Origin of the sequence: Pseudomonas sp. Pseusp3 (assembly GCF_047304225.1) — a bacterium.
Lineage (GTDB): Bacteria > Pseudomonadota > Gammaproteobacteria > Pseudomonadales > Pseudomonadaceae > Aquipseudomonas > Aquipseudomonas fluorescens_CD.
Window position 1 is genome coordinate 45,007 of sequence record NZ_JBGLYV010000009.1, and the last position, 23,399, is coordinate 68,405.

At 61.9% G+C, this 23,399-nt stretch carries 16 protein-coding genes; 10 read left to right on the forward strand and 6 right to left on the reverse strand.

Translation table 11 applies throughout. The features are described 5' to 3' along the window. Positions 1 to 47 precede the first annotated feature (47 nt). Positions 48 to 1,046, forward strand: a complete 999-nt coding sequence (locus tag ACCD00_RS05215; RefSeq protein WP_413422522.1) for an acyltransferase family protein — start codon at positions 48 to 50, stop codon at positions 1,044 to 1,046. Positions 1,047 to 1,092: 46 nt separating this feature from the next. Here the strand turns inward: ACCD00_RS05215 and ACCD00_RS05220 are convergent, their stop codons facing one another. Next, positions 1,093 to 2,583 (reverse strand): aldehyde dehydrogenase family protein, encoded by a 1,491-nt coding sequence (locus tag ACCD00_RS05220; protein WP_413422524.1) that lies wholly within the window; start codon positions 2,581 to 2,583, stop codon positions 1,093 to 1,095. A gap of 277 nt (positions 2,584 to 2,860) precedes the next feature. Here ACCD00_RS05220 and ACCD00_RS05225 point away from each other — a divergent pair, with 277 nt between their 5' ends. The 5 genes from ACCD00_RS05225 (at position 2,861) to peaD (ending at position 8,064) form a co-directional block, all read left to right on the forward strand. Then, entirely contained in the window at positions 2,861 to 3,115 is a 255-nt protein-coding gene (locus ACCD00_RS05225) for a DUF1652 domain-containing protein (RefSeq protein WP_413422526.1), read from the forward strand. A 387-nt stretch (positions 3,116 to 3,502) separates the two neighbouring features. After that, positions 3,503 to 5,083, forward strand: a complete 1,581-nt coding sequence (gene peaA, locus ACCD00_RS05230; protein ID WP_413422528.1) for a quinohemoprotein amine dehydrogenase subunit alpha — start codon at positions 3,503 to 3,505, stop codon at positions 5,081 to 5,083. Positions 5,084 to 5,165: 82 nt separating this feature from the next. Then, on the forward strand, positions 5,166 to 6,596 hold the full coding sequence (peaB, locus tag ACCD00_RS05235) for a quinohemoprotein amine dehydrogenase maturation protein (RefSeq protein ID WP_108231965.1): 1,431 nt from the start codon (positions 5,166 to 5,168) through the stop codon (positions 6,594 to 6,596). A gap of 1 nt (position 6,597) precedes the next feature. After that, positions 6,598 to 6,921 (forward strand): quinohemoprotein amine dehydrogenase subunit gamma, encoded by a 324-nt coding sequence (qhpC, locus tag ACCD00_RS05240; protein WP_008016081.1) that lies wholly within the window; start codon positions 6,598 to 6,600, stop codon positions 6,919 to 6,921. Positions 6,922 to 6,945: 24 nt separating this feature from the next. Then, positions 6,946 to 8,064, forward strand: coding sequence for a quinohemoprotein amine dehydrogenase subunit beta (peaD, locus tag ACCD00_RS05245; RefSeq protein WP_413422531.1), 1,119 nt, complete (start codon positions 6,946 to 6,948; stop codon positions 8,062 to 8,064). Between the two features lie 131 nt (positions 8,065 to 8,195). On the opposite strand, the gene ACCD00_RS05250 is transcribed toward peaD, so the two are convergent. Together ACCD00_RS05250 and ACCD00_RS05255 are read right to left on the reverse strand one after the other, a co-directional pair. After that, positions 8,196 to 8,600, reverse strand: a complete 405-nt coding sequence (locus tag ACCD00_RS05250) for a lysozyme inhibitor LprI family protein (RefSeq protein WP_413422533.1) — start codon at positions 8,598 to 8,600, stop codon at positions 8,196 to 8,198. Between the two features lie 66 nt (positions 8,601 to 8,666). Continuing rightward, complete coding sequence (locus tag ACCD00_RS05255) at positions 8,667 to 9,065, reverse strand: GFA family protein (protein WP_413422535.1); 399 nt, start codon at positions 9,063 to 9,065, stop codon at positions 8,667 to 8,669. A gap of 198 nt (positions 9,066 to 9,263) precedes the next feature. Here ACCD00_RS05255 and ACCD00_RS05260 point away from each other — a divergent pair, with 198 nt between their 5' ends. Next, the gene (locus ACCD00_RS05260; RefSeq protein WP_413422537.1) at positions 9,264 to 9,746 is read left to right on the forward strand and encodes an SRPBCC family protein; all 483 of its coding nucleotides are present in this window, start codon (positions 9,264 to 9,266) and stop codon (positions 9,744 to 9,746) included. Positions 9,747 to 10,039: 293 nt separating this feature from the next. Here the strand turns inward: ACCD00_RS05260 and inhA are convergent, their stop codons facing one another. Then, on the reverse strand, positions 10,040 to 10,726 hold the full coding sequence (inhA, locus tag ACCD00_RS05265; RefSeq protein ID WP_413422539.1) for an isonitrile hydratase: 687 nt from the start codon (positions 10,724 to 10,726) through the stop codon (positions 10,040 to 10,042). A gap of 88 nt (positions 10,727 to 10,814) precedes the next feature. Between inhA and ACCD00_RS05270 the strand changes: the two genes are divergently transcribed. Further along, positions 10,815 to 11,798 carry a GlxA family transcriptional regulator gene (locus tag ACCD00_RS05270; RefSeq protein ID WP_413422541.1) on the forward strand — a complete coding sequence of 328 codons (984 nt, stop codon included), beginning with the start codon at positions 10,815 to 10,817 and terminating at the stop codon, positions 11,796 to 11,798. A gap of 38 nt (positions 11,799 to 11,836) precedes the next feature. Here ACCD00_RS05270 and ACCD00_RS05275 read toward each other — a convergent pair whose 3' ends face one another. Both ACCD00_RS05275 and ACCD00_RS05280 read right to left on the reverse strand, forming a co-directional pair. Next, positions 11,837 to 12,469, reverse strand: a complete 633-nt coding sequence (locus ACCD00_RS05275) for a BRCT domain-containing protein (RefSeq protein ID WP_413422543.1) — start codon at positions 12,467 to 12,469, stop codon at positions 11,837 to 11,839. A gap of 11 nt (positions 12,470 to 12,480) precedes the next feature. Next, the gene (locus tag ACCD00_RS05280) at positions 12,481 to 12,870 is read right to left on the reverse strand and encodes a hypothetical protein (protein ID WP_413422545.1); all 390 of its coding nucleotides are present in this window, start codon (positions 12,868 to 12,870) and stop codon (positions 12,481 to 12,483) included. Positions 12,871 to 13,172: 302 nt separating this feature from the next. Here ACCD00_RS05280 and ACCD00_RS05285 point away from each other — a divergent pair, with 302 nt between their 5' ends. Beyond that, entirely contained in the window at positions 13,173 to 13,907 is a 735-nt protein-coding gene (locus ACCD00_RS05285; protein WP_413422547.1) for a thioesterase II family protein, read from the forward strand. A 257-nt stretch (positions 13,908 to 14,164) separates the two neighbouring features. Beyond that, complete coding sequence (locus tag ACCD00_RS05290; protein WP_413422549.1) at positions 14,165 to 23,398, forward strand: amino acid adenylation domain-containing protein; 9,234 nt, start codon at positions 14,165 to 14,167, stop codon at positions 23,396 to 23,398. Position 23,399: the final 1 nt, after the last annotated feature.

Consider the following 23,399-nt stretch of genomic DNA (forward strand, 5'->3'; position numbering starts at 1 on the left):
AGCATCGTAATTTACGCGCCATAACGACAAGGTTTTTTGGGGTGTAAGTGGGAGTCTATCGTCTGCTATTGGCCGTTCTGGTGGCCGTTTCTCATATGGGCAAGACGTTCATGGGGCTAAACCCCGGCGTGATCGCCGTGATTTCCTTCCTGATCATCAGCGGTTTCGTGATGACCTCGCTGATCGAGCGCAACTACACGGCGCCGGAGAAAGTCGGCCTGTTCTACCTGGACCGCGCCCTGCGGCTCTATCCTCAATTCCTGCTCTACTTCGCAGTTTCCTGTGCGGTGATCTATTTCCTGCTGCCCGGCACGCCTCAAGCCGCCGAGCTGACGCTGCGCAACATCGCCGCAAGCCTGACTATTGTGCCACTCGGCTTCTACATGTTCGGAGCGGCGGGATCGTGGATCTTGCCGCCGGCCTGGTCTTTGGGGCTTGAAATGTGCTTTTACCTGGTGATCCCTTTCCTGATCATCTACAGGGCGCGGGGCGTTGCGTTTGCTCTATCCGTCGTCGTCTTCATGGCCGCGTGCCTGGGGTTCATCAACACCGACCTGTATGGCTACCGTCTATTGCCGGGTGTGCTGTTCATGTTCCTGTGCGGCAGCTACCTGTACAAAGCGCAGCCGAAGGATCTGGCGATCGCTGCCGGCACCGCCGTGGCTGCGGCTCTGATGTTCGCGGCCATCATGGCGGGATGGATAGAGCGCCGACCGTTCAATGCCGAAGTGACCGCCGGCATAGCGCTGGGCGTGCCCGCCGTGTACCTGCTGACAAAGCTCAAGTTTCACCGGATTGACGAGTTCCTCGGCAATATCAGCTACGGCGTGTTCCTGAATCACTATGTGGTGATGTACTTCCTGCACGCTATCTGGTCGGTTGCCTACGATGAGATCATTGTTGCAACAGTGCTGGCCTTGTCGTTGCTGCTCAGCGGCGTTTCGTACTATTGCGTCGAACGGCCGGCCCTGAAGCTTCGTCACGCGCTCCGGACCGGCGCAAAAAATCGGGTGGGTCACCCACTGGACCGCGAAACAGCGGCGTAGTGGCTGGAATTGCCGCCCGCGAAGGCGGCCTAAAGAACGGCGCAAATCACAGCTTGATCAACACTGACTTCAACTCAGTGTAATGCTCGATCGCCGCATACCCCATCTCACGCCCGACCCCGGACATTTTGTAGCCGCCGAACGGCAGCGCCGGGTCCAGGGCGCTGTGGCAGTTGACCCACACCGAGCCTGACTTGATGCGCGGAATCATCCGGTGCACCGCTGCCAGGTCATTGGACCAGATGCTCGCCCCCAGACCGTAGGGGCTGTCGTTGGCCATGCGCAGGGCATCGGCTTCGTCGTCGAACGGGATGGCCACCAGCACCGGACCGAAGATTTCTTCCTGCACCAGAGAGTGCTTCTGATCGACGTCGACAATCACCGTCGGCTTGACGAAGAACCCCGGGCCGAACTGCTCACCGCCGCAGGCGATGGTCGCGCCGCTGTCCCGGCCCTTTTCGATGTACCCATAGACGCGCTCCTGTTGTCGTGCCGAGATCAACGGCCCCATTTCGACGCTAGGATCCAGGCCGTTGCCGAGTTTCATGGCGTTGGCGATATCGCTGATGTCCGCCACCACATTGTCGAAATGCTTGCGCTGTACATACAGCCGCGAGCCCGCGCAGCAGACCTGGCCCTGATTGAAGAAAATCGCGCTGGCAGCCCCGGCCGCGGCGGTTTTCAGGTCGGCGTCGGCCATGACGATGGTCGGCGATTTGCCGCCCAGTTCCAGGGTGACCCGGGTCATGGAGTCCATGGCGATCTTGCCGATCTGCTTGCCCACGGCGGTGGAGCCGGTGAAGGTCAGCTTGTCCACCAGCGGGTTGTGGGTCAGGGCGGAACCTGCGGTGATGCCGGTGCCGGTGACCACGTTGAACACGCCTTCGGGATACCCGGCTTCCAACACCAGTTCGGCAAGTTTCAGCGCGGTCAGCGGGGTTTCGTCGGCGGGTTTGAGCACCACGGTACAACCGGTGGCCAGGGCCGGACCGAGTTTCCAGCAGGCCAGCAACAGCGGGAAGTTCCAGGCGACGATGGCGCCGACCACGCCCACCGCTTCGCGACGGATGAAGCTGTGGAACTGGTCGTTGGGCATCAGCGGTGCCGATACGTCAACCGTGGAACCTTCGATCTTGGTCGCCCAACCGGCCATGTAGCGCAGGAAGTCGATGGCCAGTTGCACGTCCATCACCTGGGCCACCGCCGCGCTTTTGCCGTTGTTCAGGCATTCAAGTTGCGCCAGCAGTTCGGCGTCGCGCTGCATCAGGTCGGCGAGTTTCCACAGCAGGTTCTGCCGCTCCCGGGGACGGGTGCGGGTCCAGGCCGAATCGTCGAACGCCTGGCGGGCGGCGAGTACCGCACGGTCGACATCTTCTGGCGTTGCCCGTGGCACCACGCACAGCACCTCACCGGTGGCCGGGTTGTGCAGGGGCATGGTCTGGCCGTCGGTGGCCTCGACCCAGTCACCGCCGATCAGCATGCGCGGAGCGCGTTGGATGAACGCCGAAGTGGCGGGAAGCACGTTTGGGAGCGACATTGGCGAGGCCTCTTGTTGTTCGTGAGAACCGGGCTTTCGCAATGGCTGTGCCAAGTCCTCCAAAGCGCCGGTCGGCCGTTGCCGGGCGGGTTTTTTCGGCTGCCGGTGAAGGCGGGCGTGTGGGGGTATTTGTCGCAATTCGCGACACCCGGTGAGACGACGAGCAACCGGTTCGCGATCTTGAGAGCACCCCTGGCGAGGATTAGAATTTTCTGGTTAGGCGGGTGAAATGACGGAGCATTTTCCCGGCAGTACCTCTGGCGTGAGGGAGACAGCGATGATCCTTTCAACCCTGGAAATCCAAAACATCATTGAACACAGTTTCCTGCCATCGATATGCACCTGCAGCGTGGCGCCGGATCAGTCCCTGACCATTCGCGTGTGCGATTGCATGACCGGCAAAGTGGACCTGGTGGCGACCCGCGTTCCGCTGTGGGAGCTGGACACGCCCCACGCGATTGCAACGCTGGTGGTGCAGATGCAACAGGAAATCAACGCGCACAAAGGCGTGCACCCGACGTTTTACAGTTGAACCGGGGTCAGGCCGCACCACGCACGTGGTGCGGCGCCCGCTTTTGAAAAATCCTCCCCGGCATTCGCCCTGCATCCTTTCCCTGCTGGCTGGACAAGCCCCGTCAATCGGCGGGCGCCGAGCCGATTCTGGCCGGGCAACTATGCTGTCTCAGACTGCAACAGCTGTCGCGAAACTAGACGCCGTTCATCGCGTCCAGGCATGGCCCAATGCGGTCAAATCAACGCAAGTGATTGATAAAAAAGCTTATCAGCAAGCTGGCACGCTCTGTGTATTGCACATCTCAGACGTTTCTCTTGCCTCCGTCGGCGAATCAAAGCCGACGGCAGAAACCATAAAAACGATAAGCCACAACAATAAGAACGCACCGTGCGAGGTTCGACGTTGATGAAGAGAAAACTCCGATCAGGCATGAGCGCCAGCCTGCTGGCCGTAGCCGCTTGTGTAGCGCTGCATTCGCCTCATAGCCTGGCAGCCCGCGACGCCCAGACCATCCTCAAGGAAACCTGTCAGGGCTGTCACACCCCCGAAGCCGATAACGCCCTCAGTCGCATCAGCCATCAGCGCAAGACGCCGGAAGGCTGGCTGATGAGCATTGCCCGGATGCAGACCATGCACGGTTTGCAGGTCAGCGATGACGACCGGCGCACGCTGGTCAAGTACCTGGCCGATACCCAGGGCCTGGCGCCGAGCGAAACCGATGGCGTGCGCTATGCGCTGGAACGGCGGCTCAACACGGTCGAGAAATTTGACGACCAGCACAGCCAGATGTGCGGCCGCTGCCACTCCGGTGCGCGGGTGGCCCTGCAACGGCGCCCGGCGCAGGAGTGGGAACGCCTGGTGAACTTCCACCTCGGTCAGTGGCCGTCCCTGGAGTATCAGGCGCTGGCTCGCGACCGCGACTGGTTCGACATCGCCCGCAAAGACATGGTGCCGTTGCTGGCCAAGCGTTATCCGCTGGACAACCCGGCCTGGAAAAAATGGCAGAGCGTGGCGCCCAAGGCCGATGCGCTGGTGGGCGACTGGAGTTTCAGCGGTCACTTGCCGGGCAAGGGTGAACTGGCCGGTGTCATGACTGTGAGTGCCGATGGCAACGACACCTTCAAGGTCAGCGTCAAAGGCCAGTACGCCGACGGCAGCCCGTTCAATGGCGACGGTAGCGCGATTCTCTACACCGGCTATGAATGGCGCGGCAACGTGACCATCGATGGCGTGACCATGCGCCAGGTGTTCGCCGCCCAGGGCAATGCGATGCAGGGCCGGATGTTCGAGGCCGAGCACGACGAGCGCGGCCTGGACTTCGTCGCCGCCAAACAGGGTTCCCAGCGTTTGCTGGCGGTGCAACCGGGCTACGTGAAGGCCGGCAGCGAAACCGAAGTGACCCTGATCGGCAGTGGCCTGACCGGCAAACCGAACTTCGGCAAAGGCGTGGAAGTGCTCGAAGTCGTCTCGCAGAGTCCGGAGCAGATCAAAGTCAAACTCAAGGCTGCGGCCAATGCCCAACCGGGCGCGCGCGCGGTCACTATCGGTACGCTGAAAGGCCCGCAGCTCTCGGTCTACAGCAAGATCGATGCGGTCAAGGTCGTGCCTGAGTTCTCGGTGGCGCGGATTGGCGAGGGCGGTGGCTCGACACCGAAAGTCCAGGGCCGTTTTGACGCGGAAGCCTGGGGCAAGGGCACCGATGGCAAACCGTATCGCATCGGCGTGTTCCCGGCGCAGTGGAAGGTCGAGGCCTTCGACGACCGCGCCAAGGAAGACGAAGACGTCAAGTTCGCCGGCACCATGCAGGCCGACGCTGGCGTGTTCACCCCGGGCGATGCCGGGCCGAACCCGGCACGCAAGATGTCCACCAACAATGCCGGCAACCTCAAGGTGATCGCCGCCGTTGACGACGCAGGAAAATCCCTGACCGGCGAGGGCCATATGATCGTGACCGTGCAACGCTGGAACAATCCACCCATTCCATGAGTTGGCTGAACGTCAATCGCATCAGACACTTTTCGGAATGATCGCAAGCCCCGCAAAACGGGGCCTGCACAGGAGGTTTGCCATGGGCGCTATCTTGAATCTGGTCGAACGCAACCTGCACGAAGTGCAGGTCGATGCCGACCGCATGCTGTTTCACATTCCCAGCAGTTCGCTGTTCGCCAGCGATGAACTGACGGGCACCATCATCGATACCCTGCGCGGCCCCGGCTGCTCCTCGGACGACCTGATCCAGCGCCTGGCCGCGCGTTTCAACGGCGAGGAAATCACCGAGACCCTGCGCGAGCTGATGGCTCTGGAACTGGTCAGCGACGGCTCGCCACTGACCCCGGACATCGCCACCAAGCGGGTCGAGCGCACGGCGATCAACACCGTGGTGCTCAACGTCAACACGGGCTGCAACCTGAGCTGCACGTATTGCTACAAGGAAGACCTCGACAAGCCGTCGGCGGGCAAGAAGATGGATGTCGAAACGGCGATTGCTTCGGTGGAAATGCTGCTGCGCGAATCCCCGGACGAAGAGCGTTTCACCGTGGTGTTCTTCGGCGGCGAACCGCTGAGCAACCGCAAGCTGATCGAGTACATGGTCGATTACTGTGAGAAGCGTTTTCGCGAGGCCGGCAAGTTCGTCGAATTCGTGATGACCACCAATGCCACGCTGCTCACCGAAGAAACCGTGGACTACCTCAACGCCCACCGCTTTGGCTTGTCAGTGAGCATCGACGGTCCGAAAACCGTGCACGACCGCAACCGCATCACCGTGGGCGGGCAGGGCACCTATGACGTGGTGCGGCGCAAGGCCGAAATGCTGCTGTCGCGCTACAACAGCCGTCCGGTGGGTGCGCGGGTGACCCTGACCACCGGCGTGACCGACGTCGAAACCATCTGGGATCACCTGTTCAACGAACTGGGTTTCGCCGAAGTCGGCTTCGCCCCGGTGACCTCCGGCGACATCAGCAGCTTCAACCTCACCAGCGATGAACTGGTGCAGGTGTTCGCCAACATGAAAAAACTCGGCAAGCGTTACCTGGAGGCGGCGCTGGAGCACCGCAACATCGGCTTCTCCAACCTGCACCAGTTGATCACCGACATCCACGAAGGGCACAAGAAAGCCCTGCCCTGCGGTGCTGGCCTGAAAATGCTGGCCGTGGATCACAAGGGCGAGCTGAACCTGTGCCACCGCTTTACCGGTTCGAGCCTGCCGACCTTCGGCAACGTGCACAGCGGTGTGAAGCAGGTGGAGTTGAACGACTTCCTGTCCCAGCGCCTGGACCGCACCAACACTGGCTGCGAAGACTGTCAGATCCGCAACCTGTGCTCCGGAGGCTGTTACCACGAAAGCTACGCCCGCTACGGCGATCCGACGCACCCGACCTATCACTACTGCGAACTGATGCGTGACTGGGTCGACTTCGGCATCGAGGTCTACACCCGGATCATGGCCAATAACCCTGCGTTCATCAGCAGCTACATCACTCCGCGCAAGGCTCACTGATATGAAACATCTCAAGGCAATCAATAACAAAGCGTTGAAGCTGGATCAGGCTGCGGACGAGAACCGCATTGAAGAAGTGGTGGCGATGAGCTCCGTGGCGGGCTGTGCGTCGACCACCGACCCGGGCTGGGAAATCGATGCGTTTGGCGGTGTGTCGTCGTTGTGCCAGCCGATGGAGGCCGACCTGTATGGCTGCTCCGACCCGTGCTGGTGGCCGGCCCAGGTGCCCGACATGATGAGCACCTACCCGGACTGGAACAAGGATGCGCAAGCCTCCAACGACAACTGGCGCAACCTCGGCACTGTCTTCCCCAAAGACAAGTGATCAGATAAGAAGAAGGATTCCAGCATGCACAGCATCAAAGCCTGCGGCCTGGCCGCGTTCGCCGTCCTGAGCACCTGTTCGGTCAATGCTCTGGCTGACGAAAACACTGCTCTTCAGGATGGTCACGAGTACATGTTGACCACCAATTACCCGAACAACCTGCACGTGATCGACCTGGCCACCGACACCCTGTTCAAGACTTGCAAGATGCCCGACGCCTTCGGCCCCGGCACCGTGCAACTGTCGCCGGACCGCAAGACCGCCTACGTGCTGAACAATCACTATGCGGATGTCTACGGTGTCGAACTGGACAACTGCAAACAGGTGTTCCACGCCAGCATCACCCAGAAGCCCGGTGAGAAAGCGCGGTCCATGTTCGCCTTCACCCTCAGCCATGACGGCAAGGAACTGTTCACCATCGCCAATCCGACGCTGATGATGAACGATCACTATGAAGTGCAGCAGCCTCGACTCGATGTGTACAAGACCGACGGTGGCATGGACGCCAAACCCGTGCGCAGTTTCCCGGCGCCGCGGCAGCTGACCATCATGCAGAGCGGTGACGACGGCACGCTGTACGTGGCGGGGGCGGATGTCTACAAGGTCAACGTGCAGACCGGCAAGTTCGACGTGCTGATCCCCAGCCGGCACTGGAAACGCCCGAACTACAGCGCGCCGGACGTGCTCTACGTGTGGAACCAGCAGACGTACCGGCATGACTTCTCGCTGCTGTACACCGCGGCGAAGTTCAAGGACAAGAAGCAGGATCCGGCCACCGCTGAATACCTGTACGGCCTGTTCAGCGTCGATCTGAAGACCGGCAAGACCGAAACCACCGATTTCGGGCCCCTGACGGAAATCTACTTCAGCGGCATGCGCTCGCCCAAGGACCCGAACCTGATGTTTGGCGTGCTCAACCGACTGGCCAAGTACGACATCAAGCAGAAGAAAATGCTTCAGTCCGCCACGCTCGATCATTCCTACTACTGCATTTCCTTCAACAAGGACGGCAGCAAAATCTACCTGGCCGGGACGTTCAACGACGTGGCGATCTTCGATGCCGACAGCCTCAAGCAGATCGGCAGCATCAAGATGCCGGGCGGGGACATGGCGATTACCACGGCGCAGGTGTTTGTCCGGTAATTTGCAGCGACTGAGCTGATGCCTTCGCGAGCAAGCCCGCTCCCACATTTTGATCGCTTTCTTGCTGAAAGAACCCGGTCAACTGTGGGAGCGGGCTTGCTCGCGAAGAGGCCCTGACAGACGCTAGAGAATCAAACCCCCGGCACCGGACACGCCAAATCTCCCTCCTGACACTTCAGGTAAGTCTTGAACGTCTCCACCCGCGCCTTGGTCAACTCAGTCACGCAATTGCCGTAGATCAGCGGATACACACTCCCGCCTTCCACCCCTGACGCCGAGAACCTGCACTCGGCATCGCGAAACGCAATCCACGACCGCTGCGCTCCCACCAGCAACTTCTTGCTGTCGGGATTGCCCTTCAGGCGCGAAGTGATTTGCTGGTAAAGCGCATTCAATTCCTTGTCCGCCGCCGCATGCTGTTGCGCCGCGCACTGGTTCATCGTGGTCTGGTCGGTGGCGTTGTCGCAGTTCACGGCAGCATGGGCCAGGGAGGTGAACAACAAAGGCGTCAGTGCCAGGAGAAAACGTGCGTGCATGGCAGAAACTCGCTGTGACAGGGGAAGTTTGGGGGTGCAGTGTAGCGCTGTGGAAAGTTCAGTCATCTACGTCTGCCATTGCGGGTACTTTTTTACCGACTCATATTCAAGCCAAGGCTGCTCATGGGATGTCCAGATATGCGCCTGTGGCGTCAGTTTCGGGTCATCGTCCAGTGTCGCCACCCGAACAATCACATGGGGCTGGGTCGAACGCTCCGCCATCAGGTGTGAACCGCAGGCCGAACAGAAATGCCGAAACTTGCCCGGTGACGATTCGTAGCTCGTCAGCCGGTCTTGCCCCTTGATCCAGCGAAAGTGCTCGCGCATCACCCCGGCAGTCGATGCAAAAGCCGCTGCGTGTGCCTTGCGGCAGGTTTGGCAATGGCAGTGGCTGATGGGCATGTCGAGGCTATCAAGTTGGTATTCGATGGCCTTGCACAGGCAACTGCCGCGCAGTTTTGTCATGTAGCTATCCTTTTCGATGCTGTTTCGAGGGAGAACGTTAGCAGCTTCGTCCCTCTGACTTTGTGATTGCCCCAGAACTTATCACCGCAAATGCAACCGAATATCTCAGGTATGGTTGATTGCTCATCCCGATTGGTACAACTTTAGGGTTGGTCTTGTGGTCTTACTGACCTACTGTTCAAGTACAGGAGGTGACTTATGAACCCAGCATCTGATCGCATTGAAAGGAAAGTCCTGCTTAAAGCCAAGCGTTCACAGGTCTGGCGTGCGCTGGCCAATGCCGAAATGTTCGGACAGTGGTTTGGCGTGGCGCTGGAAGGCAAGCGCTTTGTGGCAGGCGAGTGGACCCAGGGGCAGATTACCTATCCCGGTTATGAGCATTTGCTTTGGAATGTACTGGTAGAGCGGGTCGAACCGGAACGGCTGTTTTCGTTTCGCTGGCATCCGTATGCGGTAGAGCCTGATTTCGATTACTCCCAGGAGCCCACCACACTGGTGAAATTCGAACTTGAGGATATGGACGACGGCACGTTGCTCCACGTCTCCGAGTCCGGTTTCGACCATGTTCCCCAGCATCGCCGCCTCAAGGCATTCCGTATGGACAGTCGCGGCTGGGATGAACAAATGAGCAATATCGAACAGTTTCTACTGGCCAAGGCACACGAACATCAGGGTGTTTGAGCGAAACTCGCGGCCTCCTGGCCTGAGGCGTCCAAGGGTTTTCGGAAGGTGGTTTATAGCCAATGTCTTACACGCGATGGTAGCGATATCGCCTGTTACAAATTGGATCCGATGCGTATTCTGGCCTCACCCACTGAAGCACAGGATGTGCTCAGGATCATGGATGATCGACCATATGCAAGGAACGCTGCGACAAGGAGTCGTCATGGTCTTGGAAAAACCCGCTTCGGCGGGTTTTTTTGTGGGCGCAGGAAAAGTCGTGGCGGCAGGAACCCTGTTCTTGCCGCCATTTTTCACTGTCGGTCGAGTTTCGCCGCCGCGCGCTCGGTGATCTCCGCCCGCAGCTTCAATGAGCCGGCAGCCCGCCGGCGAGCCTCATCCAGCACACTGGCCGGGGCCGTCTCGGGGCTGCCCGCGGTAAACGGTGGGGCCGGGGCGTATTCCAGTTGCAACTGCACCAGTTCGGCGGTGGCCTGGTCGAACAGCTCTGCGGCCAGGGTCAGGGCGAAGTCGATACCGGCGGTGATGCCGCCACCAGTCAACAGATTGCCGTCACGAACCACCCGATCGTTCACAGCGATTGCGCCCAGCGGCTTGAGCAATGGGTGATACGCCCAGTGAGTGGTGGCGCGTTTGCCTTTGAGCAATCCCGCCGCGCCCAGCACCAGCGAGCCGGTGCACACCGAAGTGATGTATCGGGCGTTGGCCGCCTGGGCCTTGAGAAAGCCAAGGGTCTGGTCATCCTCCATCAACGGCCCGACGCCACTGCCGCCGGGCACGCAGATCACGTCCAGCGCCGGGCAGTCTTCAAAGGTGGTGGTCGGTTTCAACAGCAGGCCGGTGCTGGCGGTGACCGGCACCAGGTCTTTCCAGACCAGATGCACTTTCACATCCGGCAGAGAGGCCAGTACGTCATAAGGGCCGGTCAGGTCCAGTTGCTGAACCTGTGGAAACAACAGAAAACCGATCTGCAGCGTCATGGTGTTTTTCTCGTGAAGTGGGTGGACGGTTTGACTGTAGGCCCGTAGGCTTTGGCGTATACGCCAATATCCCCACGAATTACGCCAAATGTCGAAAACCATCCATGTACTCGCTTTCGCCAACGTGCAAATACTCGACGTCACCGGGCCGTTGCAGGTTTTCGCTTCGGCCAACGACATAGCCCGTCAGCAAGGCCTGCCGCCACCCTACGCACCGACTGTGATTACCAGCGGCGGCGGGGCGGTGATGTCGTCGGCGGGGTTGGCGCTGTTGGCCGAGCCGTTGCCGGATGAGGGCACCGATACCCTGATCATCGCCGGTGGCTGGGGGGTTTACGCAGCGGCGCAAGATGCGCCGTTGGTCGCCTGGGTGCGCGAACATGCCCGTGGCTGCCGGCGGGTTTCCTCGGTGTGCACCGGTGCGTTTCTGCTGGCGGCCAGCGGCTGGCTCGATGGCCGGCGCGTGGTCACCCACTGGACCCGCTGCGAACAATTGGCGCAGCAGCACCCGCAACTGCACGTCGAGCCCAACCCGATCTTCATCAATGACGGCCCGGTCTGGACCTCGGCCGGGGTGACGGCCGGCATCGACCTGGCGTTGGCCATGGTCGAAGAAGACCTCGGGCGCACCATGGCCCTCGAAGTCGCCCGGCAACTGGTGGTGTTTCTCAAGCGCCCGGGTGGCCAGTCGCAATTCAGCGTTACCCTGTCACTGCAACAGGAAGGCAACCGTTTCGACGAACTTCACGCCTGGATCAGCGAAAACCTGACCCAGGACCTTGGCATCCCGACCCTGGCCTTGCAGGCCGGCATGAGCGAACGCAGTTTCGTACGCCACTACCGCGCCGACACCGGCCAGACCCCGGCCCGGGCCATCGAACTGATCCGCGTCGAAACCGCACGGCGTCTGCTCAGCGATACCGGCGTGCCGATCAAGCGGGTGGCAGTGCAATGCGGCTTCGGCAGCGAAGAAACCCTGCGCCGCAGCTTCCTGCGGGCCATGGGCGTGACGCCGCAGGCTTATCGGGAGCGGTTTTCGGTCAGTGTTGGTGCAGATCCAGTGGAGCGTTGAGCATCTTTTAGCCTGAGCCTGATGCAGTTACCCCACGGTCACCCGAACAGCATCCTTTGCCAGTGTTCTTCACTGATGATCGCGATAGGAACACCGCTCTCTCGTAGCTCAACGGCTTTTTTGATCTTGGTTCCATAAGTGCTATGAAGCCACTGATCGTTTCCGATGCTGCCCACCACGAGATAGTTGATTTTTCTGCTGACCGAACCACCGATCAGGCCACCGCGTTCGACGATCAGCGATTCACATTCCTTGCGCGGACCGTAAGCCATGACTCCGGTGAACAGGAAAACCCGATCAATCCAGTCCAGTGTGGGGGCAGGGTTGTCGAGTGGAAGGCTGCAAGGTGTTGTGAAGATCTGGTCAGAGCCAACCGGCAGACCTGCAAACTGGTGCAGCATATCCAGTAGCTCAGCCGATTCTTCGGAGTCCAGCACACCATCACTCAGCATATCGGAGAGGCGTTTGTAGAGGATGTTCACGACCGGATCACCCAAATGACACAAATGAACTTCAATCCAGCTCTTGAGAAACTCCGCTTCCTGCTGGTTGATCTGGCCATCGGCAGCGAGTCCAGCCGTAATGCCGACCAACGCGTCGGCTGAACGTCTATCAATGCGTGCTTCGTGGAAGAATCCACTGTTTTGAAATTCCTGATGCAAATCGACCATCGTCCCTGCTCCTAGGATTCAACTTCCGCTATTTGATTGAAATACTTCGCCCGATCCGGTGTAAACGTCACCACCATCCCGGTACGCGAGCAAGTCAGCGCCCGCTCCTGGTTCAAATCAACATCCAGATCTTCCCCGCGCAGCCCTTGCCACTGCGCGAGGTATTTGAGGGAGCCATATTTTTCGAGTTTCTTCAGGCTGCGGCTGACGCCACCTTTCCAGCCCAGTACCGGCAACTCGCCGGCGAGGCACTGTCGGGCGAGGTCGGGGAAGCGGGCGGCACGCTGGCGGCCGACTTCCCAGCATTTGATCAGGCCCTTGTCGTCGGCCTCCCAGAGTTCTTCGCGGTTCAAACCGGTTCGGAGAGGGGCGTCGATGCTGCGATGGATGCGTTGGGTCATTCTGGTTCCTTGAATTCGGGTGGTTCTGCACAGCTCCGCTGTACCCGTTCATCAAGGATGTTAGGTGGGGATGTCATGGCTGGCAACAAGGTATTCCGAGGGAGGCTCGCTCCCACAAAGGACTACCTGCACCAATCAAATGTGGGAGCGGGCTTGCTCGCGAAAGCGGTGTGTCAGTCGACATCATCAGTGCCTGACATAGCGCTTTCGCGAGCAAGCTCGCTCCTACAGAGTTATTCATATGGCTAATTCTTTGGGCACCCCATCCGTTTTCCAGACAGACAAACTTCGAGGAAAGCCCGGTGACCCCGCTGACATTGCTGTGCCTGCCCTATTCGGGCGCGAGTGCCATGGTCTATAGCCGCTGGCGGCGCAAGCTGCCGGAGTGGCTCACGCTGCAACCGGTGGAGCTTCCGGGTCGTGGCGCACGGTACGGCGAGCCCTTGCACACCGACATGCGCCGTCTGGCGCTGCAATTGGCCCACGAACAGAAGGCCACGCTCAAGGCGCCGTACGCATTGTTCGGGCACAGCATGGGGGCGCTGCTGGCCTGCGAGATGGCCCACGCGTTCCGCTCGCTGGGTTGCCCGGAACCGGTAGCGCTGTTCGCCTCGGGCACCGCCGCACCGACGATGCGCGCCGACTACGATCGGGGCTTTGCCCAGCCCAGGACCGACGCCGAACTGATCGAGCAATTGCGCACCCTCAACGGCACCAGCGAAGAGATCCTGGCCAATGCAGAGTTGATGAGCCTGACCCTGCCGGTATTGCGTGCGGATTTCCTGTTGTGCGGACGTTTCGAACCGGTCCGGCGCCCGTTGCTCAAGTGCCCGGTGCACGTGCTGGGCGGCAAGGCCGATCGCGCCACCACCGAGCAGTTGATCGGCTGGAGCCAGGAAACCCGTGGCAGCTTTTCGGTGGACATGCTGGCTGGCGGACACTTCTTCATCCATGAGCAAGAGGCCAGGGTGCTGCGGGTGATCAAGGATCAGCTGGAGGTGCATCATCGGCGGCATTCCATGGCAGCTGTTGGTTGACACCGCTCGCAAATTTAACCTGATTCCTGTGGGAGCGGGCTTGCTCGCGAAAGCGGTGGTTCAGCCAACATCCATGTTGAATGATGAACCGCCTTCGCGAGCAAGCCCGCTCCCACAAGGGGGGGTGGTGTTCTTGTAACCCGCGTTCTACAGCCCTCCTGATACTTGTTCCCCTCCGCTAATTTTTCCCGCCTGCATTCGTTTTATAGGGACGACGCGCCTTTGCGCCTCCTGCCTACTGATGCGGATGCTGATAGATGAATGCTGAAGACTCCTTGAAACTTGCTCGCCGGTTTATCGGGTTGCCCCTGGAAAAGCGCCAGCTGTTCCTTGCGGCCTTGCACAAGGAGGGCGTGGATTTCGCCCGTTTTCCGATTCCGGCCGGCATCGAGGCCGAGAATCGCCAGGCGCTGTCGTACGCCCAGCAACGCATGTGGTTTCTCTGGCAACTGGACCCGCACAGCGGCGCCTACAACCTGCCGGGCGCGGTACGGCTGACCGGGCGCTTGAACCTGCCGGCGCTGGAACAGGCGTTCGCCAGCCTGGTGGCGCGGCATGAAACCCTGTGCACGGTGTTCCAGCGTCAGGCCGATGACCGCTTGCAGCAAGTGCCTGCCACGGCGCCGCTGCTGATCGAACAGGTAGATTTCAGCGCACTGCCTGCCGAGGAACGCGAACGGGCCGTGGTGCAAACCGCCGAACAGCAATCGCTGCTGCCGTTCGATCTGTCGACCGGTCCGCTGCTGCGGGTCACCTTGCTCAAGCTCGCCGAACAAGAGCACGTCCTGTTGCTGACCCTGCACCACATCGTCTCCGACGGCTGGTCGATGAACGTGCTGATCGACGAATTCATCCGCTGTTACGACGCCTTCGATGCCGGCACTCAGCCGCATCTGCCACCGTTGCCGATCCAGTACAGCGACTATGCCCTGTGGCAGCGCCGCTGGCTGGAGGCGGGCGAGCAGGCGCGGCAACTGGCGTACTGGCAGGCGCAATTGGGTGATGAACATCCGGTGCTGGAATTGCCGCTGGACCATTCGCGCCCGGCGATGCCGAGCTATCGCGGCACCCGTTACGAGTTCGCGGTCGAGGCGCAACTGGCCGAGCAACTGCGCAGCACCGCGCAGAAGCACAACATCACCCTGTTCATGCTGTTGCTCGGTGCCTTCAACGCTTTGCTGCATCGCTACACCGGGCAAACCGACATCCGCGTCGGCGTGCCCATCGCCAACCGCAACCGCGCGGAAATCGAAGGCCTGATCGGTTTCTTCGTCAACACCCAGGTGCTGCGTACCCAACTGGACGGCCAGACTCGGGTCGACGACCTGCTGCGCGCCATCAAGGAAACCGCCCTCGGTGCCCAGGCCCATCAGGACCTGCCGTTCGAGCGCCTGGTCGAAGCGCTGAAACTGGAGCGCAGCCTTAGCCACACGCCTTTGTTCCAGGTGATGTACAACCACCAGCCGCACGTGGCCGACATGGCCTCGGTCAGCACCGCGTCCGGCCTGGTGCTGGGCAGCATCGACTGGCAAAGCCGTACCACCCAGTTCGACCTGACCCTCGACACCTGGGAGAAGGGCGGCAAGCTGCACGCCGCGCTGACGTATGCCAGCGACCTGTTCAAGGCCGAGACGATCGCGCACATGGCCCGGCACTGGACGCGCCTGTTGCAGGCGATAGTCGACGACTCGACGCAAAAAATCGGCGAGTTGCCGATGCTGACGACGGATGAGCAGCAAGTACTGGTGCAAGACTGGAACCGCACCGCCGAGGTGTATCCGGTCGATCAGTGCCTGCATCAGTTGATCCAGGCCCAGGCCCGACGCACCCCTGACGCGCCGGCGCTGGTATTCGGCGAGCGTCAGCTCAGCTACGCGCAACTCGATGCCCGCACCAGTCAACTGGCAAACGGCCTGCGCGAGCAGGGCGTCGGCCCGGATGTGCTGGTGGGCATCTGTGTCGAGCGTTCGCTGGACATGGTCATCGGCCTGCTGGCGATTCACAAGGCCGGTGGTGCTTACGTCCCGCTGGATCCGGAGTACCCGGCCGAACGCCTGGCCTACATGATCGACGACAGCTCGATTGGCTTGCTGCTCACGCAAAGTACCTTGCTCGGCGCACTGCCCACCGACGGCGTCAAGGTTATCACTCTGGACCAGGCGCAAGACTGGCTCGATGGCTACAGCGAGACTTGCCCGCAGGTTGACGTGCATCCGTTGAACCTGGCCTATGTGATCTACACCTCTGGTTCCACCGGCAAGCCCAAAGGTGCCGGCAACAGTCACGCGGCGCTGGTCAACCGCTTGTGCTGGATGCAACAGGCTTATTCAATCGACGGCAGCGACTCGGTGCTGCAGAAAACCCCGTTCAGTTTCGACGTTTCGGTCTGGGAGTTTTTCTGGCCGCTGATGACCGGCGCACGCCTGGTGGTGGCGCCGCCGGGGGCGCACCGTGAACCGGCGCAGTTGATCCGCCTCATCGGTGGCTGCGACATCAGTACGCTGCACTTCGTGCCGTCGATGCTCCAGGCGTTCATCCACGAGCCGGGTGTCGAGGCTTGCACTGGCCTCAAGCGCATCGTGTGCAGCGGCGAAGCCTTGCCGCTGGATGCCCAGTTGCAGGTCTTCAAGAAGCTGCCGGGCGCCGGCTTGTACAACCTGTACGGGCCGACCGAGGCGGCCATCGACGTCACCCACTGGACCTGCATCGACGAGGGTGCCGCCAGCGTGCCCATCGGCCGGCCCATCGCCAACCTGCGCACCCATGTGCTGGATGCGCAATTGCTGCCGGTTCCGGCCGGCGTGGCGGGTGAGTTGTTCCTTGGCGGCGCCGGCCTGGCGCGCAGTTATCACCGGCGTCCGGCGCTCACCGCCGAGCGTTTCGTGCCGTGCCCGTTCCATGACGGCGCGCGCTTGTACCGCACCGGCGACCGAGTTCGGCAGCGCGCCGATGGGGTGATCGAATACCTCGGGCGTCTCGACCATCAAGTCAAAATGCGCGGCCTGCGCATCGAGCTGGGGGAAATCGAGACTCGGCTGATGCAGCATGCGCTGGTGCGCGAGGCCGTGGTGCTGGTGCAGGGCGGCAAGCATCTGGTGGCGTATCTGGTGCTGGACAACGCCAGTGCCGACCCGCAGTGGCCACAAACCCTCAAGGCCTGGCTGCTCGGCAGCCTGCCGGAATACATGGTGCCTACCTACCTGATGCCGCTGGACGCCTTGCCGGTGACCGCCAACGGCAAGCTCGACCGCAAGACTTTGCCGCAACCCGACGCCGCGCCACAGCAGGCATTCGTCGCGCCGCAAGATGCGATGCAGTCCGCGCTGGCGCAGATCTGGCAGGACGTACTGGGCGCAGAACGTGTGGGCCTTGAAGACAATTTCTTCGAGCTCGGCGGCGACTCGATCATTTCCATCCAGGTGGTCAGCCGCGCCCGCCAGGTTGGCATTCGCCTCAGTCCGCGTGACCTGTTCCAGTACCAGACCGTACGCAGCCTGGCGCTGGTCGCGGCGTTCGACAGCCGCAGCACCATCGATCAAGGCCCGGTCAGTGGCGAGGTGATCCTGACCCCGGCGCAGCATTACTTCTTCGAACAGGCCATCGCCCAGCATCAGCACTGGAACCAGTCGCTACTGCTGACACCCCGGCAAGTGCTGAATCCGCAAGTACTGGAACGGGCGTTGGTCGCCGTCATCAACCACCACGATGCCTTGCGCCTGCGCTTCATCGACGGTACCGAAGGCTGGCAGCAACGCCATGCAGCGCCGGTCGAGTGCGCTGGATTGTGGCTGCGTCGGGCGTCTTCGAGCGAAGCCTTGACCGCCCTGTGCGATGAGGCGCAACGCAGCCTCGATCTGGCAAGCGGGCCGCTGCTGCGCGCCTTGCTGGTCAGCCTCGACGATGGCAGCCAACGACTGCTGCTGGTGGTCCATCACCTGGCGGTGGACGGGGTGTCGTGGCGGGTGTTGCTCGAAGATTTGCAACAGGCTTACCGGCAAGTGGCGTTGCCCGAGAAAACCAGCGCTTATCAAGCCTGGGCCGTTCATCTGCAACAACATGCCGGCACAGTCGGTGCGCAAATGCCGTACTGGCAGGCGCAATTGGCGGATGCCCGGGACCTGCCGTGTGACAACCCGCAGGGCAGTTTGCAGTATCGCCACGGGCACAGGATCGAATCGCAACTGGACGCCGAACTGACCCGCCAGTTGCTGCAACAGGCACCAGCGGCCTATCGCACCCAGGTCAATGATCTGTTGCTCACAGCGTTGGCGCGGGTCATCTGCCGCTGGAGCGGGCAGGGCTCGACGCTGATCCAGCTTGAAGGCCACGGCCGCGAAGACCTGTCCGACGACCTCGACCTGAGCCGCACCGTCGGCTGGTTCACCAGCCTGTTTCCGGTGCGCCTGCAACCCGAGGCCGGGGCGGCCAGTTCAATCAAGTCGATCAAGGAGCAGCTGCGCGCCATTCCCGGTAAAGGCCTGGGGTACGGCGTGCTGCGTTACCTCGGTGAACCGGCGCAGCGCGAAGCCTTGCAACATTTGCCGGCACCGCGCATCACCTTCAACTACCTGGGGCAGTTCGACCGTCAGTTCGATGACGCTGCGCTGTTCGTACCGGCCGCGGAAAGCGGCGGCCAGGCTCAGGGCGACGATGCACCGTTGGCCAACTGGTTGACGGTGGAAGGCCAGGTGTATGGCGGGCAGCTCTCGCTGCAATGGGGTTTCAGCCGCGACATGTTTGCCGAATCCACGGTGCAGCAACTGGCCGACGCTTACACCGAAGAGCTCAAGGCGCTGATCGAACATTGCTGCACGACAGCGGCAGGCCAGGTCACACCGTCGGACTTCCCGCTGGCGCGCATCACTCAGGCCCAGCTCGATGCCTTGCCTGTCCCGGCACCGGCTATCGAGGACGTTTACCCGCTGACGCCGATGCAACAGGGCATGCTGTTCCACACCCTGTACGAACCCCAGGCCGAGGCCTACATCAATCAATTGCGCCTGGATATCCAGGGGCTGGAACTGGCGGCATTCGGCCGGGCCTGGCAGGCGGCGATCAACCGTCACGACATCCTGCGCAGCAGCTTCCACTGGCTGGGACTGGAGTCTGCGCACCAGGTGATTCATCGCCAGGTCGACCTGCAACTGCAAGTGATCGAAGCGGCCGACGTTGACCTCGATGCGTTGGCCGCCGAGGAGCGCAGCTGTGGCTTCGAGCTCGGTGCCGCGCCGTTGTTCCGTCTGATGCTGGTGCGTCAGGGTGCGCAAGACTGGCACCTGATCTACACCAGCCATCACATCCTCATGGACGGCTGGAGCAACGCCCAGTTGCTCGGCGAAGTGCTCCAGCATTATGCCGGCCAGACGTTGGCCAAGCCGTTGGGGCAATACCGCGATTATCTGGGCTGGATTCAACAGCAGCCGCTGCTGGCCGCCGAGCAGTTCTGGAAACAAGCGTTGGCGCCGCTGGAAACGCCGACGCGGCTGGCGCAAGCCTTGCCGACGCCCGCCGAAGGGCGGGGCATGGGCGAACATCAACTGACCCTTGAGAGCGCCGCGCTGCAACGCCTGAGCGATTTCGCCCGCCATCAGAAAGTCACCCTCAATACGCTGCTGCAAGGCGCCTGGGGCCTGTTGTTGCAGCGCTACACCGGCCAGTCCTGTGTGGCGTTCGGCGCCACCATTGCCGGACGTTCCGCGCCGCTGCCGGGCATCGAGCAGCAGTTGGGGCTGTTCATCAACACCTTGCCGATCATCGCCAGTCCGTCAGCGGGCCAGACCGTGGCCCAGTGGCTCAACGACCTGCAAGCCCTGAACCTGAGCCTGCGTGAATTCGAACACGTGCCGCTGTACGACATTCAGGGCTGGGCCGGACAGCAGGGGGCGCTGTTCGACAGCCTGCTGGTGTTCGAGAACTTCCCGGTGGCCGCAGCCCTCAAGCAAGGGGCGCCGGCGGGGCTGACCTTCGGCGCGCTGCACAATCACGAAATCACCAGCTATCCGCTGACCCTCGGCATCGAAGTCGGCGCCACCCTGCGCCTGGACTTCAGTTTCGACCGAACCCTGTTCAGTGCCGCGCAGATCAGCCAGTTGGGCGCCAGCCTGTTGCAGGTGCTGGAGCAGTTCGTCACGCAGCCACAACAGGCACTGGGTGCGGTCAGCCTGCTGGACCCTGACGCCCGGGCCAAGATGCTGGCGTGTGCCCGTCCGCCTGCGCCGGCAATCGACAGCCCGTTGCTGGCCCATCAGCGTTTCGAGCAACAAGCGGCACGCACCCCTGACGCGCTGGCCGTGATCGTCGGTGACGAACGCCTGACCTATGCCGGACTCAATGCGCAAGCCAACCAGCTCGCCCATCGCCTGCGCGCCCAAGGTGTGGCGCCGGGGCAGCGGGTGGGCCTGGCGGTGCGGCGCAATGCGCAGATGATCGTCAGCCTGATGGCCATCCTCAAGGCCGGCGCCGGTTACGTGCCGCTCGATCCGGATTACCCGGCCGAGCGCCTGGCCTACATGATCGAAGACAGCGGCATGGACCTGCTGCTGGCGCAATCGGGGCTGCTGACCGATGTAGCGCTGCCGCCAGGCTTGCCGCGCCTGGCACTGGAGGCGAGCGCCGATGGGTACTCCACGGAAAACCCGGAAAACCTCGCCAGCGCCGAAGACCTCGCCTACCTGATCTACACCTCCGGCTCCACCGGACGCCCGAAAGGCGTATGCCTGGCCCACGCCGCGCTGCGCGAGTTTTGCGTGATCGCGGCGGACTATTCACAACTGGTCCCTGAAGACCGCGTACTGCAATTCGCCACGTTCAGCTTCGACGGCTTTGTCGAACAGTGCTATCCGCCGCTGTGCGTGGGCGCGGCACTGGTGATGCGCGGCGATGAGCTATGGGACACCCACACCCTCTATCGCCAGATCATCGAGCATGGCGTGACCCTGGCGGATTTGCCGGCGGCCTACTGGTTCCTGTTGTCTCAGGAGTGGGCGGCGCAACCGCAGCGTGACAAGGGCCGTCTGCGTCAGGTCCACGTCGGTGGCGAGGCCATGTCGCTGGAAGGTTTGAAACTGTGGCACGCCGCGGGTCTGGGCGATGTGCGACTGCTCAACACCTATGGACCGACCGAAGCCACGGTGGTGTCCAGTACCCACGAATGCACGCTGGCCGATACCCGCAATCACATCGGCGTGCCCATCGGCAAAGCACTGCCGGGGCGTGCGCTGTATGTGATGGACAGCGAAGGGCACCTGCTGCCGAGCGGTTGCGTCGGCGAATTGTGCATCGGCGGCGACGCCGGCCTCGCCCAGCGCTATCACCAGCGTCCTGGGTTGAGCGCCGAGCGTTTCATTGCCGATCCGTTTTCCGCCACACCGGGTGCGCGGTTGTACCGCAGCGGCGACCTGGCGCGTTATCGCGAAGACGGTGCGCTGGAATACCTGGGGCGTATCGATCATCAGGTGAAAATTCGTGGTTTCCGGGTCGAGCTGGGTGAGCTGGAAGCGCACCTGCAAGGCCTGCCGATGATCAGCGAAGCCGCGGTGCTGGTGCACGAGGGCGTCGGCGGCAAGCAGTTGATCGGCTATGTGGTGCCAGCTTCAGATGAACTGCTGGACGCGGATGCGCGGCAACTCACCGACACCGTGCGTCGCGCCCTGGGCGAGCGCCTGCCGGACTACATGCTCCCGGCGCAACTGGTGTTGCTGGCCGCGTTGCCGCTCAACCGCAACGGCAAGCTCGACCGCGCCGCGTTGCCGGCCCCACAGGTCTGGGAAGCCGAAGCCGGCAGCGCGCCGCAGGGTGCACTGGAAGTCGAACTGGCGCTGATCTGGCAGCAGGTGCTCCAGGTCACTCGCGTCGATCGCGAAAACAGCTTCTTCGAACTGGGCGGGCATTCGTTGCTGGCGACGCAAATCGTCTCGCAGATCCGCCAGCGCCTGGGGCTGGCGGTGAGCCTGCGCAGCCTGTTCGAACATCCGCGCCTTGTGGATTTCGCCGCACAGGTGCAGGCGCTGCAACACACCTGTGAGCGCCCGGCGCTGGTGGCCGACACCTCTGGCGAACGCCAGCCGTTGTCCTTTGCCCAGCAGCGCTTGTGGTTCCTGTGGAACCTGGAACCGGACAGTTCGATGTACAACATGCCGGGTGCCTTGCGCCTGCGGGGCGAGTTGAACCTCGACGCCCTGCGCCAGACCTTCGAAACCCTGGTGCAGCGTCACTCGGTATTGCGCACCACGTTCTACGAAGAAGACGGCCAGACCTGGCAACGGGTGCATCCGCAACTGCCGTTGAGCTTTGTCGACAGCGACCTGCGGCACCTGCCGGCGCCGGACGCCGAAGCACAACAGCTGGCCGGCGAAGAAGTCGCCCGGCCATTCGACCTGCGCCACGGTCCGTTGCTGCGGGTGCGAGTGCTGCGGGTCGCGGAGGATGAGCATGTGCTGTTGCTGACGGTGCATCACATCGTCGCCGATGACTGGTCGTTCCGTGTCCTGATCAATGAATTCGTCACGCTGTATCCAACCCTCTGCCGTGGCGAAACTCCGCAACTGCCGGCGCACAGCGTGCAGTACGCTGATTTCGCCAAATGGCAGCGCCAGTGGCTGGAGCAGGGCGGTGAACTGCAGCGCCAGCTCGATTACTGGCAGCAGCGCCTCGCTGAGCCACAAGCGGTGTTGGCGTTGCCCGCCGATGGTGACCAGCGCACCGCGCAAGCAGGTGCCGGCGCGCATTTCACCTTCAGTGCCGAACTGAGCCAGCAGTTGCGCGACTTTGCCCAGCAGCGCGATGTGTCGCTGTTCATGCTGCTGCTGAGCGGTTTTACCCTGGTCCTGCGCCAGCGTACCGAGGTCAGTCGTGTGCGCATCGGCACCGATATCGCCAACCGAAATCAAGCCGGGCTTGAAGAAATGGTCGGCTTCTTCGTTAACCAACTAGTACTGCAAGTGGAGGTCGATGCCGAACAGTCGGCGGCGCAGTTGCTGGACGCCTGTCGCCGGGCGGTACTGGAGGCTTCGGACCATCAGGACCTGCCGTTCGAGCGTCTGGTGGAGGCCTTGCGCCTGCCGCGCCGCGCCGGACGTTCGCCGCTGTTCGACATCAAGCTGATTTACCAGGAAGGCGTTGGTCGCCTGCCGTCGATGGAGGGCCTGCAAGTCGAGGACTTCCCGTCCGGGCGACAGGCCGCCGAGATCGGCATGGTCGCTGCGTTCTACAACGACGCACAGCACATCCACCTGAGCTTCGAGACACCGGCCGGCCAGTACCTGCCGAGCACGCTGGAAAGTCTGTTCGAGCAGATTCAGGCGGTACTGGAGACGCTGTTGCGCAGTGATCAGTTGCAGGTGGGCGAATTGCTGAACCTGGCCAGCGACGTGCAACGCCGCGCCGATGCGCGCTTGAGCGAGCAACGCAAGGCCTTGCTCGGCGGCGCCATGGCGATCAAGCGTCGCTCGGCGAACCGTAGCGCGCCGGCACCACAAATCGCAGCGGACTGAT